Genomic DNA, 16,211 nt, shown 5'->3' with positions numbered 1-16,211 from the left:
TCAGCGGGCGCCGAGGAGGTGTTCGAGGGCGAGCTGGTCGAGGCGTTCGTAGCCGTAGCCGCGTTCGGCGGCGGTGTCGGGGTCGAAGGTGTCGGCGGCCAGATCGCGGTACGTTTCGCCGGGCGCGAGCGTCGGCACCGCGAGTTCGTCGCAACCGGCTGCGGTCATCGCTTCGCGCACCTCGGGGTCGGCGCGGAACGCGCGGGCGCGGTCCCGCAGCAGGAGATAGGTGCGCATGTTCGCGGCCGCCGACGCCCACACCCCGTCGGCGTCTTCGGTGCGCAGCGGCTTGTAGTCGAAGTGCCGCGGGCCGTCGTAGCCGCCGTGTTCGAGCAGGTCGACGAGGAAGAACGCGCTCTTCAGGTCGCCGTGGCCGAAGACGAGGTCCTGGTCGTACTTCGGTCCGTGCTGCCCGTTGAGGTCGATGTGGAACAGCTTGCCCGCCCACAACGCCTGCGCGACGCCGTGCACCATGTTGAGCCCGGCCATCTGCTCGTGCCCGACCTCCGGGTTGAGGCCGACCATGTCGGGGTGCTCGAGGCGCTCGATGAAGCCGAGGGCGTGGCCGATCGTGGGGAGGAAGATGTCGCCGCGGGGCTCGTTCGGCTTGGGTTCGAGGGCGAAGCGGAGGTCGTAGCCCTGGTCGCGGACGTAGCCGCACAGGGTGTCGAGGGCTTCCTTGAAGCGGTCGAGGGCGATGCGGGCGTCTTTGCCGGCGTCGGTTTCGGCGCCTTCTCGGCCACCCCAGAACACGTAGGTGCGCGCGCCGAGTTCGGCGGCGAGGTCGATGTTGCGCATGACCTTGCGCAGCGCGAACCGGCGGACGCCGCGGTCGTTCGCGGTGAACGCGCCGTCCTTGAACACCGGGTGCGTGAACAGGTTCGTCGTCGCCATCGGCACGGTCATGCCGGTGGCGTCGAGCGCGGCGCGGAACGCTGCGATCTTCTTGGCACGGGTGTCGTCGTCGGCGCCGAACGGGATCAGGTCGTCGTCGTGGAAGGTGACGCCGGACGCGCCCAGGTCCGCCAGTTTGTGCACGGCCTCGACGGGGTCGAGCGGCGCGCGTGTGGCGTCGCCGAACGGGTCGCGCGCCTGCCAGCCGACCGTCCACAGGCCGAAGGTGAAACGGTCGTCCGGCTGCGGGGTCAGGTCTGTCACGGTAGCCTCCGACATAAATAAGTCCAATGCATGGACTAAACACTGTTCAGCTAACCGGCGCAGCCCCTGGCTGTCAACACCCACCCTCCGGAACACTGCGCCGCCGAAGGGGGTGAAAGGATCACGGCCATGACCGTGCCGTCCCGTCCCACGCACATCGACACCATGCGGGAGCGCAACCTTGCGCTGGTCCTGGGCGAGGTCGCACGCCACCAGCCGGTGACCCGGGCGCGTCTGGCGGAACTGACCGGCCTCACCAAGACCACGGTCGCCACTCAGGTCGCCATCCTCGAAGAACTGCGGCTGACCACCAGCAGCGGCCCGGTACGCGCAGGCAGCCGCGGACGCCCGGGAGCACCGATCTCCCTCGCCTCGGGTCCCGTGGCAGGGCTCGGGCTGGAAGTGAACGGGCACTACCTCGCCGCCTGCGTCCTCGACCTCACCGGTGCCGTTCTCCTGAGCGAAACCCTCGAGGGTGACAACCGGGGACGGCCGCCGAACGACACCGTCGACGCGCTGGCCGACCTGGCGCGGGGCATCACCGGACAGGCCGCGCGGCAGGGCCTGGAGGTGGTCGGAACGCAGGTTGCCCTCCCCGGCGTTCTGGTCGACGACCGCGTCAACGCGCCGAACCTCGGCTGGAAGGCCGTACGAGCACGGCAGTTGCTGGCCGGCGCCCTGCCATCCCAGCCACTGGGGGTCGGCGTCGACAACGAGGCGAACCTCGGCGCCTTGGGCGAGCTCTGGTACGGCTCCGGCCAAGGGGCCGGCAGCTACCTCTACTTGTCCGGCGAGACGGGTATCGGCGCCGGAATCGTCGTCGACGGCGAACTCTTTCGCGGCGCGCACGGCGCGGCCGGAGAACTCGGCCATGTCGTCGTCGATCCCCAGGGCCCTCCGTGTGCCTGCGGGGGACGCGGCTGCCTCGAACAGGTCGCCGGGCTCGATGCCGTCCTGAACGCCGCAGCGGTCCCCGACCCCGCCCAGTCCGCCCAGCCCGCCGAGGCGAAGGTCGCGGAGCTGGTGCGCCGGCTCGAAGACCGCGACCCGGACGCTTGCCGAGCAGTCGAGGCGGCGGGCCGCGGCTTGGCCGTCGCACTTGTCGGCGCCGTGAACCTGCTGGATCCGGACACCGTCGTCCTCGGCGGCCTCCACGCACGCCTCGCCCCGTGGCTCATCCCCACAATCGAAGAGGCCGTTGCCCGAAGCGGCAATACCCTGCGCGGCCGCACCCCTGCACTTCGGCCGTCATCTCTGGCGACGCAAAGCGCCGTACGCGGCGCCGCGGGAGCAGTGATCGCACGCATCCTCGCCGACCCGCTCAGCCTCAGTTGACGGGACATCCACACGACGATCCCCCGCTGGACGCCCGTTCCGCGCGCGCCCGCTGAGGCCGCTCGTGCGGGGGCCGGTCACCGGTGCCCGCCACGACCGCCCCTGCATGGTTCGTGTGGAGGCGGATCGCGGTGGGCCTCCTCCTTGAGCGGGTGAACAGGCAACGAATGTGTTCGGTGGCCGATACCGTGTTCGGGGCTGTGCGGAGGGGGCTGCGCGGAGGGGGCTGTGGTGGCGGTTTCGGGCACGGAATTGGGTTTGGTGCTGGTTCACGGCTTCGCGTCCGGACCGAAGGTGTGGGAGCCGCTCATCAAGCTGGTCGAGGCGGATCCGGATCTGACGTTCGTGGGGCCCATGACGTTCGGCTATGCCACCGGGTTCGTCCGGTTACGCCCGGACCGCAGGATTCCCAGCCTGGACACGGTCGCCGACAGTTTCACGGCCTACTTCGACACCGAAGCGACGGCGCCAGAGGACCTGGTGATCGTGGGACACAGCCAGGGCGGCCTGATCATCCAGCGCTGGCTGGCGCGCATGCTCGCCGAAGGACGCGGCTCGGACCTGGCCCGGGTCAAGCGGGTGGTGCTGCTGGCATGTCCCAACAACGGGTCGCAACTCGGTGCCGGCCTGCGCCAACGGTGGCTGCGGCGCAATGAGCAGGAAGAGCAACTGCGGCCGTTGAACGAACAGATCACCGACACCCAGCGCATCGTCCTGCGCGACATCGTCAACGCCACCCAGGTCACCGCTCGGACCTGCCCCATCCCGTTCTCGGTGTACGCGGGCGAGTCCGACAACGTCGTCGTACCCGCGTCCGCGCGCAGCGTGTTCCCGAATGCGGCGGTGCTGCCCGGCGACCACTTCTCCATCGTCCGTCCGACCAGCGCCCGGCACCGCACCTTCACCACCTTGCGCCGGCTCCTCCTGACCCGCGACCAGCCGCCACCGCCCGGCGACAGCAGTGGGGCTGGGGCATCCGAGGTTGGCTCGGCGGCGCCCGGAGCGTCCCCGGTCCATGTACCTGGCTCGCAGCCGGCGATGCCCCGCAGCCGGGTGCTTGGTGAGCAGGCACTGCGGGCAGAGCATCCTGCGGTGGTGGCACTGTCCTTGAAACCCCTGACTGGTCACCGGGGCGGAGTAAGGGCGTTGGCGTTCTCTCCGGACGGGACGGTGCTCGCCGTCGGAACCGAGAAGGGGCTCTGGTTGTGGGACCCCGTCAACGGCAACGCACTCGGCGGCCCTCTGACCGGCCACAAAGGCATGGTCAATACCGTGGTGTTCTCTCCCGACGGAACCTTGCTCGCCACGGCCGGCGAGGACAAGTCGGTGTGTTTACGGGATCCGGGAACCGGCACGTTGCTAGGCGCGCCGTTCAAGGCGACCAAGGCGACCACCGTCTTCGCCGCGGCGTTCTCCCCCGACAGCACCTTGCTCGCCACCAGCGGAGACGGCGTAGTGCGGCTGTGGGACCCGCGCGCCGGCGTCCAGGTGGGAACCATCACCACCGGCTACGTCAGGACCATGGCGTTCTCTCCCGACGGGAGCCTGCTGGCCACCGGCGGAGGCCCGAATGAAAGGGTCGTGCGGTTGTGGGACATTGCCGAGCGCCGCAACGCCGGCGATCCACTGGGCTCTCGCACCGAGGGTGTGGTGTTCACGGTCGCGTTCTCTCCCGACGGATCCCTCCTGGCTGCGGGAAGCGGGGGCGGCGAAGTACGTTTCTGGCATCCGGCCACCCGCCGCCCCGTCGGTACGCCCCTTATATGCGGCGGCCGTTTCGTCCGTGCGGTGGCGTTCTCCCCTGACGGCAGGGTGCTCGCCACCGGCCACTCCCGGTCCCACGGCGGTGTACGGCTGTGGGACCCGGAAACCCGACGCCCGGTCCGGGACCCCCTGGTTGACTCAGACGTGTCCACAGTGGCGTTCTCCCCCGACGGATCACTCCTCGCCGCCGGCGGCGGCACCACCGTGTGGCGCTGGTCTATCGCCGGGACGGCCGGACAGGGATAGCCGGACCGGTACCGCGAAGCCACGTCGGACCAGCGGCAGCCGCCGTGGCGAAGCCGACCATCGCGGAGGAACGATCTCCCGGGCCGCATTGTTGGCAGCCGAAACCCCATCAGCGCCCTCGGGCAACCTCAAACCTGCCGCCGAACCGATTCTGCGCGCCGCGTCTGACCGTCCCATCCCGAAGCGCGGCCGTTCGGCGGCGCGGATGCGGCGCTGTCGGCCGACCAGTGCCGCGCGTTCCCCCAGGTCAAGAGCTGGTAAGCCCCCTCGGGGCGCCCTTGTCGCGCCGGATCACCCTTGCGAACATGTCTGCCCATGACAGCCGCTTCACGGCGTGCCGCGGGCACGCGTACATTCACCGACGTCCTGTTGTCGTGGACGTTCATCCGCCGCCGCACCCCCGAGCAGGACATCCGGGACCTGGCAGCGGGGCAGGCCCTCGAGGTCGCCGTGCTCAGCACGAGCCTCGGCGGCGTGCAGCTCCGGTCGATCGGCGGGGGCAACCAAATCCCCGTCACGCGCCGGGGATCCCTCCTGCTGACGGCCGGTCAGCCCCCGGTGTGGCGGGAGCGGCGCACCGATCGGATCGTCTCGCTCACCCCGCCGTTCGCCCTCGGCCCCGCCGCCGAACGGCACGTGCGGATACCCGGGCCGCTGGAGTGGTTCTCGTTGACCACTGGTGACGGCGCTCACGAGGTGGCGATCCCCAAGAAGGACGCCCTCCTCGTACGCGCGGCATTGGCAGAGGGCCCGGTGATCGTCGACTGAGCCGCACCCCGTGTGCCCGCGGGACCGCCTCCCGGCGAGGTCCTCGGTGTGATGCCGGACTACGTGTGAACGCGGTCATGGAACGCTGGGCCCGCACCTGCCGCCACCCACGAACTCCCCGACCGCACCTTGATCTGGAATCCGAGGTCGACGCGGGCGGACGCGCCGGGCTCACGTCGTCCGAGCGCGAGGAACTCGCCGCACTGCGGCGGGAGAACACGCGCCTGCGGGGTGAGGCTCCGGTTTGCGGTCGACGGTTCGTACGCACCGTTGTCTTCGCGGGCCGACTCGCGTGTGGTGTACCGCGCTTGCATCCGGCTGTGCGGCCGCTCGGTGCCGGATCCTATCGAGGCCTTGAGCTATAACGTGTTATCGACCATGCTCTCATCGCGCTCGCTCGACACACCCGACCCCCACGGGAGGTGGGGCCGATGCACGGTGCCCCCGTCATGGCCGAAGACCTGTTCGCGCCGGGCGTCCTCGACGACCCCTATCCGCTGTACGAGCGGCTGCGCGCGCACGGCCCCGTGCACTATATGCCGCAACTCGGCTTGCACTTGGTGGTGCGCCACGCCCAGGTCCTCCAGGCCCTCGACGACCCCGGCACGTTCTCCAGCAACCTCGCGGGCATCCTCTACGCGGGCGAGGATGGCGTCGCGCTCATGGACACCGGCGGCGCCGACTCCGGCACCGCGGTCCTGGCCATCGCCGATCCGCCGGCCCACGCCACCCACCGCCGCATCGTCCAGCAGACGTTCAGCCGCGGTGCGGTGGGTGATCTACGCTCCGACATCGATGCGATCCTGACCCCGCGCGTGTCCGCGCTGGCCGCCGCGGGCGGTGGCGACTGGATGGCCGCCGTGGCAACGCCGCTGCCCGTGCTGATGATCGGCCGCATCCTGGGGCTCCCGGACACGGACGCGGACCGCTTGGCCGCGTGGTCGGACGCGGGAGTGGAACTGCTGGGCGGACTGGCGGACGCCGACCGCATGGCGGAACTCGCCGTCGAGGTATTCGCGTTCCTGACCTATCTGCGCGACCACCTGGAACGGGCCGGGCACACACCGACCGGATCACTGACCGATCTGCTCGCGGCCGCACGGACGGACGGGCGGCTCACAGCCGACGAGGCGACCTCGATGCTGCTCCAACTCGTCACCGCAGGAAGCGAGTCCACAACCAGCCTGATCGGCTCCGCCACCCTCATCCTCGCCACCGACGCCGACCTGCAAGAACGTGTGCGCCACGATGACGCCTTGGTCGATGCGCTGGTGGAGGAAGCGGTACGCCTGGAGAGCCCGTTCCGCGGCCACTTCCGGGTGGCCACCCGCGACACCGAACTCGGCGGAGTCCACCTGCCCAAAGGCTCGCGCCTCGTGCTGCTCTGGGGCGCCGCAAACCGCGACAGCGCCGCGTTCGACGAACCCGATGCCCTGAACCTGACACGGCCTGCCCCCAAGGGCCACACCTCCTTCGGCCGCGGCATCCACTACTGCATCGGCGCCCACCTCGCCCGCCTCGAAGCCGGACTCGCGCTGCGCGCACTGCTCGCCGCAACGAGTCACGTCGCTCTCGCCCCCGAAGCCGAACCGGCCTACGTCCCCAGCATGCTCGTCCGCCGACTGACGGCTTTGCCCCTGACCGCAACTCCGAAGCCGGCACCGGAACAGACGCTCGCATGACACACAGCACAAGCCACGGCATTCTGCGCCTTTTATCGTGATCTTTCGTTGTCCAGGATCGCCTGAAGGAGGCGGGCCGCAAAACTCCCGCGAAATCTCCGGGCAGCGATGTCGAGAACGGTGGGGCGGCTCCGTCCCAGGGGCGGACGCGGCCGGCGAAGCCGCACCGAAGACACGAGGAGCACGAAATGACCGACTCGACCGGCCGCAAGGTGACCGCGAACCTGGTTCTCTCCCTCGACGGGCGCTACCACGGCGCCGGAGGACCCGCCGACTTCGCGATGTTCGCACGGTACGTGACCTCCGACGTCGCGCGGCGGCAACTCACCCGCACGTGGGAGAACGCGACAACCGCCCTGCTCGGCCGCGTCAACGCCGAAGGCTTCCTGGGGTTCTGGCCCTCGGTCGCCGACGACGAGAACGCCGACCCGCGCGACCGCGGCTACGCCAAGTGGCTCCTGGACACCGACAAAGTCGTCCTGTCGACCACCCTGACCACAGCACCGTGGGAACGCACCCGGGTGGTCAACGCCCCCGCCGCCGACGTCGTCGCCGAACTCAAGGCCACCGGCCGCGGCGACATCCTCGTGAACAGCTCCCCCACCGTGATCAAGCCGCTCCTCGCCGCCGACCTGGTCGACCGCCTGTATCTCATGGTCCTGCCGGAGATCACCGGGGGCGGTCAGCGCCTGTTCGAGGGCGGCCTGCCCGCCACGCGATGGAAACTCACCCACCACGAGACCGGTGATCTGGGCGAGATGGCCCTCGTCTACGACCGGGCCCGCTGAACCTGCGGGGGCACGACGGTCGAAATGACGACGATGCCCGTGCCCACCCACCCGCGCGGCCGCTGCCGGTGCGCCGCCCACCCACCGAACCGGAGCCCGACCGAGTACCGGATCCGTCGTTGTCGACGCGGCAGCGCGGGAGGCTCGTCCGCGCGGTCGCCGAGCGCGAGCACGTCGGCGCGTTCGGGCACACCGTCACGGTGACGCGCGGGACGTTGGACCGGTGGATCCGCGCCTACCGGCCGGGCAGGTGCGCGGCGCTCGCGCCGGCGGAGCGCGACGAGGTGCAGCGGATCCTGCGCCAGTCCACGGGCTGGTCGCCGACCGACTGCACCCTGCAGCGGCACTTCGCGCGCTGCGGGGCCGGCCCGGCCGATCTGGGCGCCGCGCCGGTCTTCGGCCGGTTCGAGGCGAAGCGCGCGAACGAGTTGTGGACGGGGGACGCCGCCCCGGCCCGCGAACCCGCCCACCAGCGAAGCCCCGCGCCCGCCCGCGACGCCTCCTCCCGCCCCGGAGCGCGCGGCCGAGCAGCCGCGCCTCCACACGTGCGTGATCTGCGGAGCCGGCTTCACCGAACTCTGGCAGGTCCAAGTCGCCACGGGCGCGACAACCCGGACGCTGGAGGTCTGCGCGACCAACCCACGCTGCTCACCGGCATCGGTGATGCCGCCGCTGCGTGTCCGCCACTGAGACTCGTCGCGCCCCCAACTCGATCGGGAACCATCGGCCGGCCCGCGACAGAGGAGAAACGACTCCGCCGACCGGCGGTTCTGCACTCCAGCGGATCCGACCGCGCCAAGCCGGTCCCGACGCAGTTTCACGACCGCTGGCTGCGTGTGGGCCATGAGCCCAGCCCGCGAACCCGGCCACGCAGCCTTCACCTGCCTTCACCCCTGCACGGATGATCGCGCATCCCCGAGCTGCCGTGCGGGGACGGCGAGCTGATGGCGCAGGGTCGGCCCGATACAAGGCCGACCCTGTTCACCGGTGCAACGTTGCCGAGGGGAGTTCGCCGTACCGGTGTTGGTAGTAGGCGGCAAAGCGGCTGGGGTGGAGGAAGCCCCAGCGGAGCGCGATGGCGCCCACGGTCGCGTCGGCCGGGGACGAGGCGAGGAGGTCGTCGCGAGCGCCGCGGAGACGGACTTCGCGGAGGTATCCGGACGGTGTGGTGTTCAGGTGGATGCGAAAGCCCTGTTGCAGTGCGCGGACACTGAGCGCGGTGGCGCGGGCGAGGTCGTCGATCGTGAATGCGTCCGCTGCGCGCTCTTCGATGATCTCGGCGGCCCGCTGGATTGCGCGCGGAGCCACGCGCGCGGTCGGGCCCCGAAGCCGAGCGGAGTAGTTGTTCGGCTGCGACACGAGGAGCTGGGTCAGCAGCAGGCGTTCAAGTTGGCGCATGGCCAGAGGAGTCCGCAGGATTGGGCCGGAGGAGTCGGCTTCGTCCAGGAGCAGGCGCAGGACCTTCCACCATGAACCGACCGCGGGTGCGGTGCGGTCCATTCGAAGGTCGAAGCGGACTGGGGTGGTGACCGGGCTCATCAGCAGCGCGTGCAGTTGGTCTTCCAGCGCGGTTCGCGGGACCCACAGAACGAGGTGGGGGCTTTGCGCCTCCACCTTGATGCGGTAGGCGCTGTCGACGGGCGGAATGGCGGCTGCCCTGTGGTCGTACAGGGCCTCGTTGCGGCCGTGTGTCAGCCCTGCGCGGCCTGCGAGCGGGGCCAACACCAGGTAGAAGCGCTCCTGCGGTTCAGGAGCGATGTCGACCTGTGAACCATAGTCCAGGAAGCACAAGTTCACCTGGCCGGCCTGCACGGCGTGAAACCGGGTCTCGAAGACGCCGGACCTTGACGGGACTTGGAGTGTGTGCGGGCAGAAAGCGTCGGCCACCGCGCGGCGGGCCTCGTCCACGTCCCGGGTGTGCAGCTTCGCGAACTCGCTTAACGGCAAGCGTACTTCGTCGCTGGATTGGTCGGCATCCAGGACCATCCTGCACTCCCCACTGTGCGGTTGCAGCAAGTGTATAGAGCGGTACGCATGGCGGATAGGAGAGCACAGGCCTGGCACGGGACTCTGGATTCGTCGGCTCGATCGGAGGAGTCAAGTCCCATGCGCCCGCCCCGGATACACGCCACGCTCGCCGCGCTGACCGCGGCCGCCATGCTCGTTGCCCTGCCCGCGTGCCGGGCTTCCCGGACAACAGCGCACGCCCCTGAGGCGAGGCCCCAGGCGCCCGGCATGCGGGTCCCCGGAGCCGGTGCGCAGCCCGGCGGCTTGGTGAGCGACATCGCGAAGGAAGCCGTGCAGACCCTCCCGGACATCGTGAACCTCTGCCCGCAACGAGGCACGATCGTGACCACCAGCGATGTGCTTGACGTGCTGGACCGTGCCTTTCCCCGCTCGCCGCAGCGCGAGCGCTATGTCAACCAGACCGTCGCGGAGCTGATCGCAGCCGATCTGAACACCCGTCGTGCGCGCGCCATCAGCGTGGACCAGTGCCCCTGATGACGCCTCCCGACGACGCTCTCGTCCGCGTCCCCGACGACCCGCGCCCCGAGTACCAGCAGGCGCTGCGCAACGAGATCGAACGTACGGCGAAGACATACCGCATCGGGACGTTCAACTACGGCGTCACCTACTACCTGAGCCGAATCTTCCTGATCGTGTCGTCGAGCGTCGTCGCCGCCGGCAACAACCTCGCCGACGGCAAGGCGAGCACGCTGATCGCCTGGATTCCCGCACTGTCCGTCGCGGTGGCCGCGATCACCGCTCTGGACACCTGGCTCAAGCCCCAGCAGAAATGGCAGGGATTCATGGAGTCCAGGGATCGACTCGAAGGGCTGATGTCCGAGTGCGAGGCGGGCCTGCCGCCCGATCAGGCCAGGGCTCGGCTGACCGAGATACGGACGGAACACCGCAGCAAAAACATCTTCTGAGTGACGGCCCCTTGGAGGGACCGGTGAAAACGCCACGACCGGTAGTTCCCGGCGACCACGTCTTTGCGATCCGCCGGCGTACGCTTTCCACCTATTCCCATCACGGGATCTTCCTCGGTTCCGGAGAGGTCGCCCATTTCAGCAGCCAAGGACCGAATGCCCGGTCGGGGTTGAAGAGCACCGTGCAAGTTGCCTCGATCGCCGACTTCCGCCAGAACGACCGGGTAACCCTGCGCTGGTACACGTCGCCCAAGCTGAACTCGGCCGAAGGCTACGCCGAGGCGCTGCAACGTACGCGCGATGTCCTGACCAGTTTCGCCCACTCTGGCCCCGGCTCGCCTTACCAGTACAACGTGTTCACCTTCAACTGCGAGCATCTTGCGGTGTTCTGCCGCACCGGTTTCATTCGGAGCGAACAGATCGGCGGTGGCTTGCGTGCCCAGCGCAACGGCACGGCGTACGCGTTCGTCAACGCCAGTCAGAGTGTGCCGGTGATCGGCTTGGCGGTCACCGCCGCGGGATTGGCGGGGTCTTTCCTCCGCCACCGCCGGGAGCGCCCGGGGGAGTCGTTCTTCCGGGGCCGCGGAATCCAGTCGGTCAACTGGGCGCAGAACCTTTTCGAGGGTTACGGTTTGGAGCACCACGACGTCCCGGCCCTCTTCGACTAGGCCCACGGAAAGGACGCATGGTGGCCATTATCGTGGGATTCCTCCTGTCCGCTGCGGGTTCGGTGATGGTGGCCGGAAGAAATCCCGTCGGGTTCAAGGTCATCGGCATTCTGCTCATGGTGCTGGGAATCCGCGTCTTCTTCCTCGGCGCATGAGGGCCATGGGCCCGACGCAAGGTTCTCCCGAAGCGGACACGGCGCCAGTGCACGGAGCACCCGGCACCCCGCACCTCGAAGAACGCGAGACCCGCCCTGCTCGGCCGCGTCAACGCCGAAGGCTTCCTGGTGTTCTGACCCTCCGTCGCCGACGACGAGAACGCCGACCTGCGCGACCGCGGCTACGCCAAGTGGCTGCCGCGATCAACAACATCGCCGGCTGGATCCACGCGCGCGGGGGCTTTCTCCATGACCTGACGCGCTTCGCTGCCGCGAGCACAGAGGTGCCCGCAGGTGCCGTCAGCGATACGGGCGCCGCGGGGCGGCACCTGTCCTGAAGGCCGGGCCGCCACGAAAGAAGCAGCCGGAAGCCGGGCGCCGCGGCGTTCAAGGGATACCCCTCGGCGCTCTCCCGCGATTTTGATCTACGGTTCTGTAGATTCCGAGTATCCGGGCGGTACACGCGCCGGCGTCGTCGATTCAGGAGAACGAGCAGATGGCCCTGTGGGACCGTTTCAAGCAGTCCGCGCAGTCGATGCAGTCGCAGTTGGTCGCGAAGAAGAACGACCTGAAGAGCGGGGCGTTCCGGGACGCGAGTATGGCGATCTGCGCCCTGGTGGCCGCGGCGGACGGCTCGATCGATCAGGCGGAGACGGCGAAGGTCGCCCAGCTGATCGGGTCGAACGAGGTGCTGCAGAACTTCGACCGGACCGACCTCGAACGCCGCTTCCACGGCTACGCCAACCAGCTCTCGGCCGACTTCCAGGTCGGCAAGGTGCAGGTCATGCAGGAGGTCGCGAAGGCGAAGAAGAAGCAGGACGAGGCGCGCGCGGTCATCCAGATCGGCATCGTGATCGGCGGCGCCGACGGCAACTTCGACCCCCAGGAGCGGGCCGTGGTGCGGGAGGCGTGCTTCGCGCTGGGAATCAACCCCGCCGAATTCGACCTCTGACCTGACGGCACAGCCCCGGCCACGCCACGTGGCCGGGGCTCTGCCGTACTGGTTTGCCGAGCTTTTACACTGCCGTAGATGACGCGGGCCTGGCCCTCCTGACGGGGCGGCACGGCTTGCGTGCCCAAGTCGCCTGGATGGAATGAGGTGTCGGCACCGCCGATGGACGGTCCTTCGAGCAGACGTCGGATTCCGTATGCGCGGCCCGAGGCGGTGACGCGGTGAACGACGGCTTGGCTCTCGGCGTGTCGGTGCTGCTGATCCTCGCGTGCGCGGTCTTCGTGGCCGCGGAGTTCGCCTTGACGACGCTGGACCGCGCAGCGTTGGAGCGCGCGGCTGCCGCCGGGGAGCGGGGCGCCCAGGGTGCACTGGCGGCGGTACGGCGGCTGACGTTCCAACTGTCCGGCGCCCAGCTGGGCATCACGCTGACGTCCCTGGTGATCGGCATGCTCGCGCAGCCGGCACTCGCCGCGGTGCTCGCCGGGCCCTTGGAATCGGCCGGCCTGTCCGAAGGAGCCGCGGAGTCGGTCGCGCTGCCTTTGGGCGTCGCGTTGTCCACGGTGACGCTCATGGTGTTCGGCGAGCTGGTGCCGAAGAACTGGGCGATCTCCCACCCCATCGGCGTCGCGAAAGCGGTCGCGGCCCCGCAGCGCGCGTTCACGACCGTGTTCTCGCCGCTGATCGGTCACTTGAACAACACGGCCAACCGCGCCCTGCACCGCATGGGTTTGGAGCCCGCCGAGGAACTGGCGTCGGCCCGCAGCCCTCAGGAGTTGGTGGCGCTGGCCCGGCATTCCGCGCGCGCCGGAACTCTGGAGGCGGACACGGCGGAGCTGTTCGTCCGCGCGGTGAGCCTGGCCGAGTTGACGACCGAGCAGATCATGACACCGCGCATCCGGGTGCACGGGCTGCGCGGCACGGCGACCGCGGACGAGGTGATCACGCTGACCCGGCGCACCGGCCACACCCGCTTCCCCGTCTACCAGGGGAGCCTTGACGACGTGGTGGGGATCGTCGAACTCAAAGCCGCGCTGGCCGTGCCGGAGGCGGCGCGGGCCGCCACCGCGGTAGCCGAGCTCGCCGAAACTGCACCGCTCGTCCCCGCCACTCTTCCGGTCGACGACCTGCTGAACCTGCTGCGCGGCGAGCAGACCATGGCCGTGGTCGTCGACGAGTACGGCGGCACCGCGGGCGTGGTCACGCTGGAGGACATCGTCGAAGAAGTCGTCGGCGACGTCCGCGACGAGCACGACCCCGAGGAGCGTCCGGAAGTCCGCCCGGTCGGGACCGATGCCGAGGGCCGCTCGTCGTGGGACGTCGACGGCTCCTACCGCGTCGACCAGGCCGAGGAGTTCGGCTTCCCCGAAGCGGACGGCCCCTACGAGACGCTGGCCGGACTGGTCGCGGACCGGCTGGCCCGCATTCCGCAGGTAGGTGACGAGGTGGCAGTCGGGGGGTGGACCGTTCACGTGACCGAGGTCGACCACCACCGGGCCTCGCGCGTCCGTGTCACCGGCCCGGTCTCCGCCCGGGACGAACACGAGGACGAACACGAGGACGAACACGAGGACAGAGACGAGGACGGAGACGAGGGGATGGCGAAATGACTGTCGTCCAGATCCTCATCGGGCTTCTCACTCTGGTCACCAACGCGTTTTTCGTCGGCGCGGAGTTCTCCTTCATCTCGGTGCGCCGCAGCCAGATCGAGCCTCGCGCCCTCGCGGGCGAGCGGCGCGCACGTTCGGTGCTGTGGGGCCTGGAGCACCTGTCCGCCGTGCTGGCGTGCGCTCAGCTCGGTATCACCGTCTCATCGCTCGTCCTCGGCGCCGTCGCCGAACCGGCGATCGCGCACCTGCTCGAACCGGTGTTCCATGCCGCGCATACCCCGGACGGGTTGATCCATCCCCTTTCCTTCGCGATCGCACTGGCGCTGGCCACGTATCTGCACATGCTCGTCGGCGAGATGGTCCCCAAGAACATCGCGCTGGCCGCGCCCGAGCGCACCGCCATGCTCCTCGGCCCGTCGCTGGTGGCGATGACCAAGTGGCTCCGCCCGGTGATCTTCGGTATCAACGCCCTCGCCAACGGCCTGCTGCGGCTCGTCCGCGTCGAGCCGAAGGACGAGGTCAACGCGGCGTTCACCGGCGACGAACTCGCCGACATGGTGGACGACGCCCGAGCAAACGGTCTCATCGACCCGGACGAGGGCGAACTGCTCCGCGACGCCCTGGAACTGGGCGAGCGACCGGTGTCCGACGTCGTTCTCCCGCTCGACGAAGCGGTGCACGTCGGCGTCGAAGTCACGCCGCGCCGACTCGAAATGCTGGCCGCGGCCAGCGGGTTCTCCCGCTTCCCGGTCCTCGCACACGACGGAAAAGTCCTCGGCTACCTGCACGTCAAGGACGCTCTCGACGCAGTCGACCGCGACGCGCCGTTCCCGGACCGGGCACGGCGCCCGGTCGCCACGGTCGCCGCGGACATCCGCTTGGACGACGTCCTCGCGGTGATGCGCCGCTCCGGCGCCCACCTGGCCGCCGTCACCGACCCGGAACGCGGCCTGCTCGGCTTGGTCACCATGGCCGACGTGCTCAAAGAACTGGTCGGACAGCCGACCGCAAAACACGCCGGAACCGCCTGACGGAGCCACGCTCCGCCAGGTTCCACAACCACCACGAGGGGGAGCACCACCCATGGTCTGGCTCGTCATCAGCGCCCTGCTCTTCGCCGCCGTCGGCGGCTTCGCGATGTCCGTGCGACGCGACGGCAAAGCCACGAGAGCACCGGTACCCGAACCCCACAGCCTCGACCTGTACCACCTCGCCTTCCTCGCGGGCGGGCCCGCGCGCGCCGCCGACGTCGCGGTTCTGGCCGCCCAGGCACGCGGGACCGTGGCGGTGGCCGGGAACGGCCAGGTCACCGCGGTCGGCGGGGACGCACCGGACGCGGTCGCCGCGGGTGTCCTGGACGCCGTCCGGGGCGGCGGCGGATCGCCGCCGCTGGCGAGCGTCCGCGTCGCCGTCGCGGAGTCGGCGGCCGTGCAGGGTTTGCGCGAAAGTCTTTTCGCGCAAGGTCTGGTGAATCCCGCTGCGCGCCATCCGCGGTTGACCGCCGTGCGCGTCGCGCTCTGCGCCGTGCCGCTCGTCGCGATCGCCGCGCTGTTCGTCGACGGGCTCGCGGGCTCGCCGAGTGACGACACGGCGATCTGGGTGGCGAACCTCATTCTCGCCCTCTTGGGCACCGCGGCCTGCGGGATCGCCCTGTACGCGCTCTTCACCCGCTACGACCGCCTCCGCGGCCCGCTGACCGAGCACGCGATCCACTACCTGTGGCAGCAGGTACGCGACCCCCAGGGCCTGCGCGGCGTGGAGTCCACGGTGGCAGGCGGCCACGGGCTCGGCTCGGTGGCCTTGGGCGGGGTGTCCCGCATCAAGGAGACAGCCCTCCAAGCCGTGTTCGCGCAAGCGTTCCAGGTCACTTCAGGACGTATCACCAGCGCCGGCTGGGCCGAACAACGGTGGATCGACAACGCCAACGAGCGAGGGCCGCTCGACGGGCCGTCGTATGTCGACCTGCACGAGGAGGCGATGCGGCAGCAGGCACCGGCACACCCCGCCCCCGGACAGCCGGTACCCGGCTTCCAGATCCCGCCGCCCACGTCCGGCGCTGCGCCGTACTCGCCGTACTCGGACGGAGCCGTCCCGTGGGAGTCGGCTCCGGGCGCGGGAGAGAGCCCCTACGGAAGCTCCGACCCGGCATAGGAAC

The 16,211-nt window shown here is 69.8% G+C and carries 16 protein-coding genes; 13 read left to right on the top strand and 3 right to left on the bottom strand.

What is annotated here, in order from left to right; translation table 11 throughout:
• Positions 1-1,173, bottom strand: a complete 1,173-nt coding sequence (gene xylA, locus ACPA54_RS30120; protein ID WP_423534550.1) for a xylose isomerase — start codon at positions 1,171-1,173, stop codon at positions 1-3.
• Positions 1,174-1,287: 114 nt separating this feature from the next.
• On the opposite strand from xylA, the gene ACPA54_RS30115 reads away from it, so the two are divergent.
• The 5 genes from ACPA54_RS30115 (at position 1,288) to ACPA54_RS30095 (ending at position 7,741) form a co-directional block, all read left to right on the top strand.
• Positions 1,288-2,493 (top strand): ROK family protein, encoded by a 1,206-nt coding sequence (locus ACPA54_RS30115; RefSeq protein WP_423534549.1) that lies wholly within the window; start codon positions 1,288-1,290, stop codon positions 2,491-2,493.
• Positions 2,494-2,724: 231 nt separating this feature from the next.
• Positions 2,725-4,503: an alpha/beta fold hydrolase gene (locus ACPA54_RS30110; RefSeq protein ID WP_423534548.1), complete on the top strand. Its 1,779-nt coding sequence runs from the start codon at positions 2,725-2,727 to the stop codon at positions 4,501-4,503.
• Between the two features lie 315 nt (positions 4,504-4,818).
• Entirely contained in the window at positions 4,819-5,271 is a 453-nt protein-coding gene (locus ACPA54_RS30105; protein ID WP_423534547.1) for a hypothetical protein, read from the top strand.
• A 431-nt stretch (positions 5,272-5,702) separates the two neighbouring features.
• Positions 5,703-6,953: a cytochrome P450 gene (locus ACPA54_RS30100; protein ID WP_423534546.1), complete on the top strand. Its 1,251-nt coding sequence runs from the start codon at positions 5,703-5,705 to the stop codon at positions 6,951-6,953.
• A 188-nt stretch (positions 6,954-7,141) separates the two neighbouring features.
• The gene (locus tag ACPA54_RS30095) at positions 7,142-7,741 is read left to right on the top strand and encodes a dihydrofolate reductase family protein (RefSeq protein ID WP_423534545.1); all 600 of its coding nucleotides are present in this window, start codon (positions 7,142-7,144) and stop codon (positions 7,739-7,741) included.
• On the opposite strand, the gene ACPA54_RS30090 is transcribed toward ACPA54_RS30095, so the two are convergent.
• On the bottom strand, positions 7,723-7,932 hold the full coding sequence (locus ACPA54_RS30090) for a hypothetical protein (protein ID WP_423534544.1): 210 nt from the start codon (positions 7,930-7,932) through the stop codon (positions 7,723-7,725). The two genes, ACPA54_RS30095 and ACPA54_RS30090, sit on opposite strands and share 19 nt — an antisense overlap.
• A 790-nt stretch (positions 7,933-8,722) precedes the next feature.
• A complete protein-coding gene (locus tag ACPA54_RS30085; RefSeq protein ID WP_423534543.1) occupies positions 8,723-9,727 on the bottom strand; it encodes an AraC family transcriptional regulator in 1,005 nt (334 codons plus the stop codon).
• Positions 9,728-10,015: 288 nt separating this feature from the next.
• On the opposite strand from ACPA54_RS30085, the gene ACPA54_RS30080 reads away from it, so the two are divergent.
• From ACPA54_RS30080 to ACPA54_RS30045, 8 genes are all read left to right on the top strand, one after another.
• Positions 10,016-10,243 (top strand): hypothetical protein, encoded by a 228-nt coding sequence (locus tag ACPA54_RS30080; RefSeq protein ID WP_423534542.1) that lies wholly within the window; start codon positions 10,016-10,018, stop codon positions 10,241-10,243.
• The gene (locus ACPA54_RS30075; RefSeq protein ID WP_423534541.1) at positions 10,243-10,674 is read left to right on the top strand and encodes a hypothetical protein; all 432 of its coding nucleotides are present in this window, start codon (positions 10,243-10,245) and stop codon (positions 10,672-10,674) included. The genes ACPA54_RS30080 and ACPA54_RS30075 overlap by 1 nt, the downstream gene beginning before the upstream one ends.
• Before the next feature lie 23 nt (positions 10,675-10,697).
• Positions 10,698-11,342: a lecithin retinol acyltransferase family protein gene (locus ACPA54_RS30070; protein ID WP_423534540.1), complete on the top strand. Its 645-nt coding sequence runs from the start codon at positions 10,698-10,700 to the stop codon at positions 11,340-11,342.
• A gap of 17 nt (positions 11,343-11,359) precedes the next feature.
• The gene (locus ACPA54_RS30065; RefSeq protein ID WP_423534539.1) at positions 11,360-11,497 is read left to right on the top strand and encodes a hypothetical protein; all 138 of its coding nucleotides are present in this window, start codon (positions 11,360-11,362) and stop codon (positions 11,495-11,497) included.
• 496 nt (positions 11,498-11,993) lie between these two features.
• Positions 11,994-12,449: a tellurite resistance TerB family protein gene (locus ACPA54_RS30060; protein ID WP_423534538.1), complete on the top strand. Its 456-nt coding sequence runs from the start codon at positions 11,994-11,996 to the stop codon at positions 12,447-12,449.
• Between the two features lie 221 nt (positions 12,450-12,670).
• Positions 12,671-14,056 carry a hemolysin family protein gene (locus ACPA54_RS30055; RefSeq protein ID WP_423534537.1) on the top strand — a complete coding sequence of 462 codons (1,386 nt, stop codon included), beginning with the start codon at positions 12,671-12,673 and terminating at the stop codon, positions 14,054-14,056.
• Positions 14,053-15,087: a hemolysin family protein gene (locus ACPA54_RS30050; RefSeq protein ID WP_423534536.1), complete on the top strand. Its 1,035-nt coding sequence runs from the start codon at positions 14,053-14,055 to the stop codon at positions 15,085-15,087. The genes ACPA54_RS30055 and ACPA54_RS30050 overlap by 4 nt, the downstream gene beginning before the upstream one ends.
• A gap of 52 nt (positions 15,088-15,139) precedes the next feature.
• The gene (locus tag ACPA54_RS30045; protein ID WP_423534535.1) at positions 15,140-16,207 is read left to right on the top strand and encodes a TIGR04222 domain-containing membrane protein; all 1,068 of its coding nucleotides are present in this window, start codon (positions 15,140-15,142) and stop codon (positions 16,205-16,207) included.
• The last annotated feature ends 4 nt before the right edge of the window (positions 16,208-16,211 follow it).

Origin of the sequence: Uniformispora flossi, assembly GCF_049534875.1 — a bacterium.
Taxonomy (GTDB): Bacteria; Actinomycetota; Actinomycetes; order Streptomycetales; family Streptomycetaceae; genus Yinghuangia; species Yinghuangia aomiensis.
This window is presented reverse-complemented; position numbering and strand designations above follow the sequence as displayed.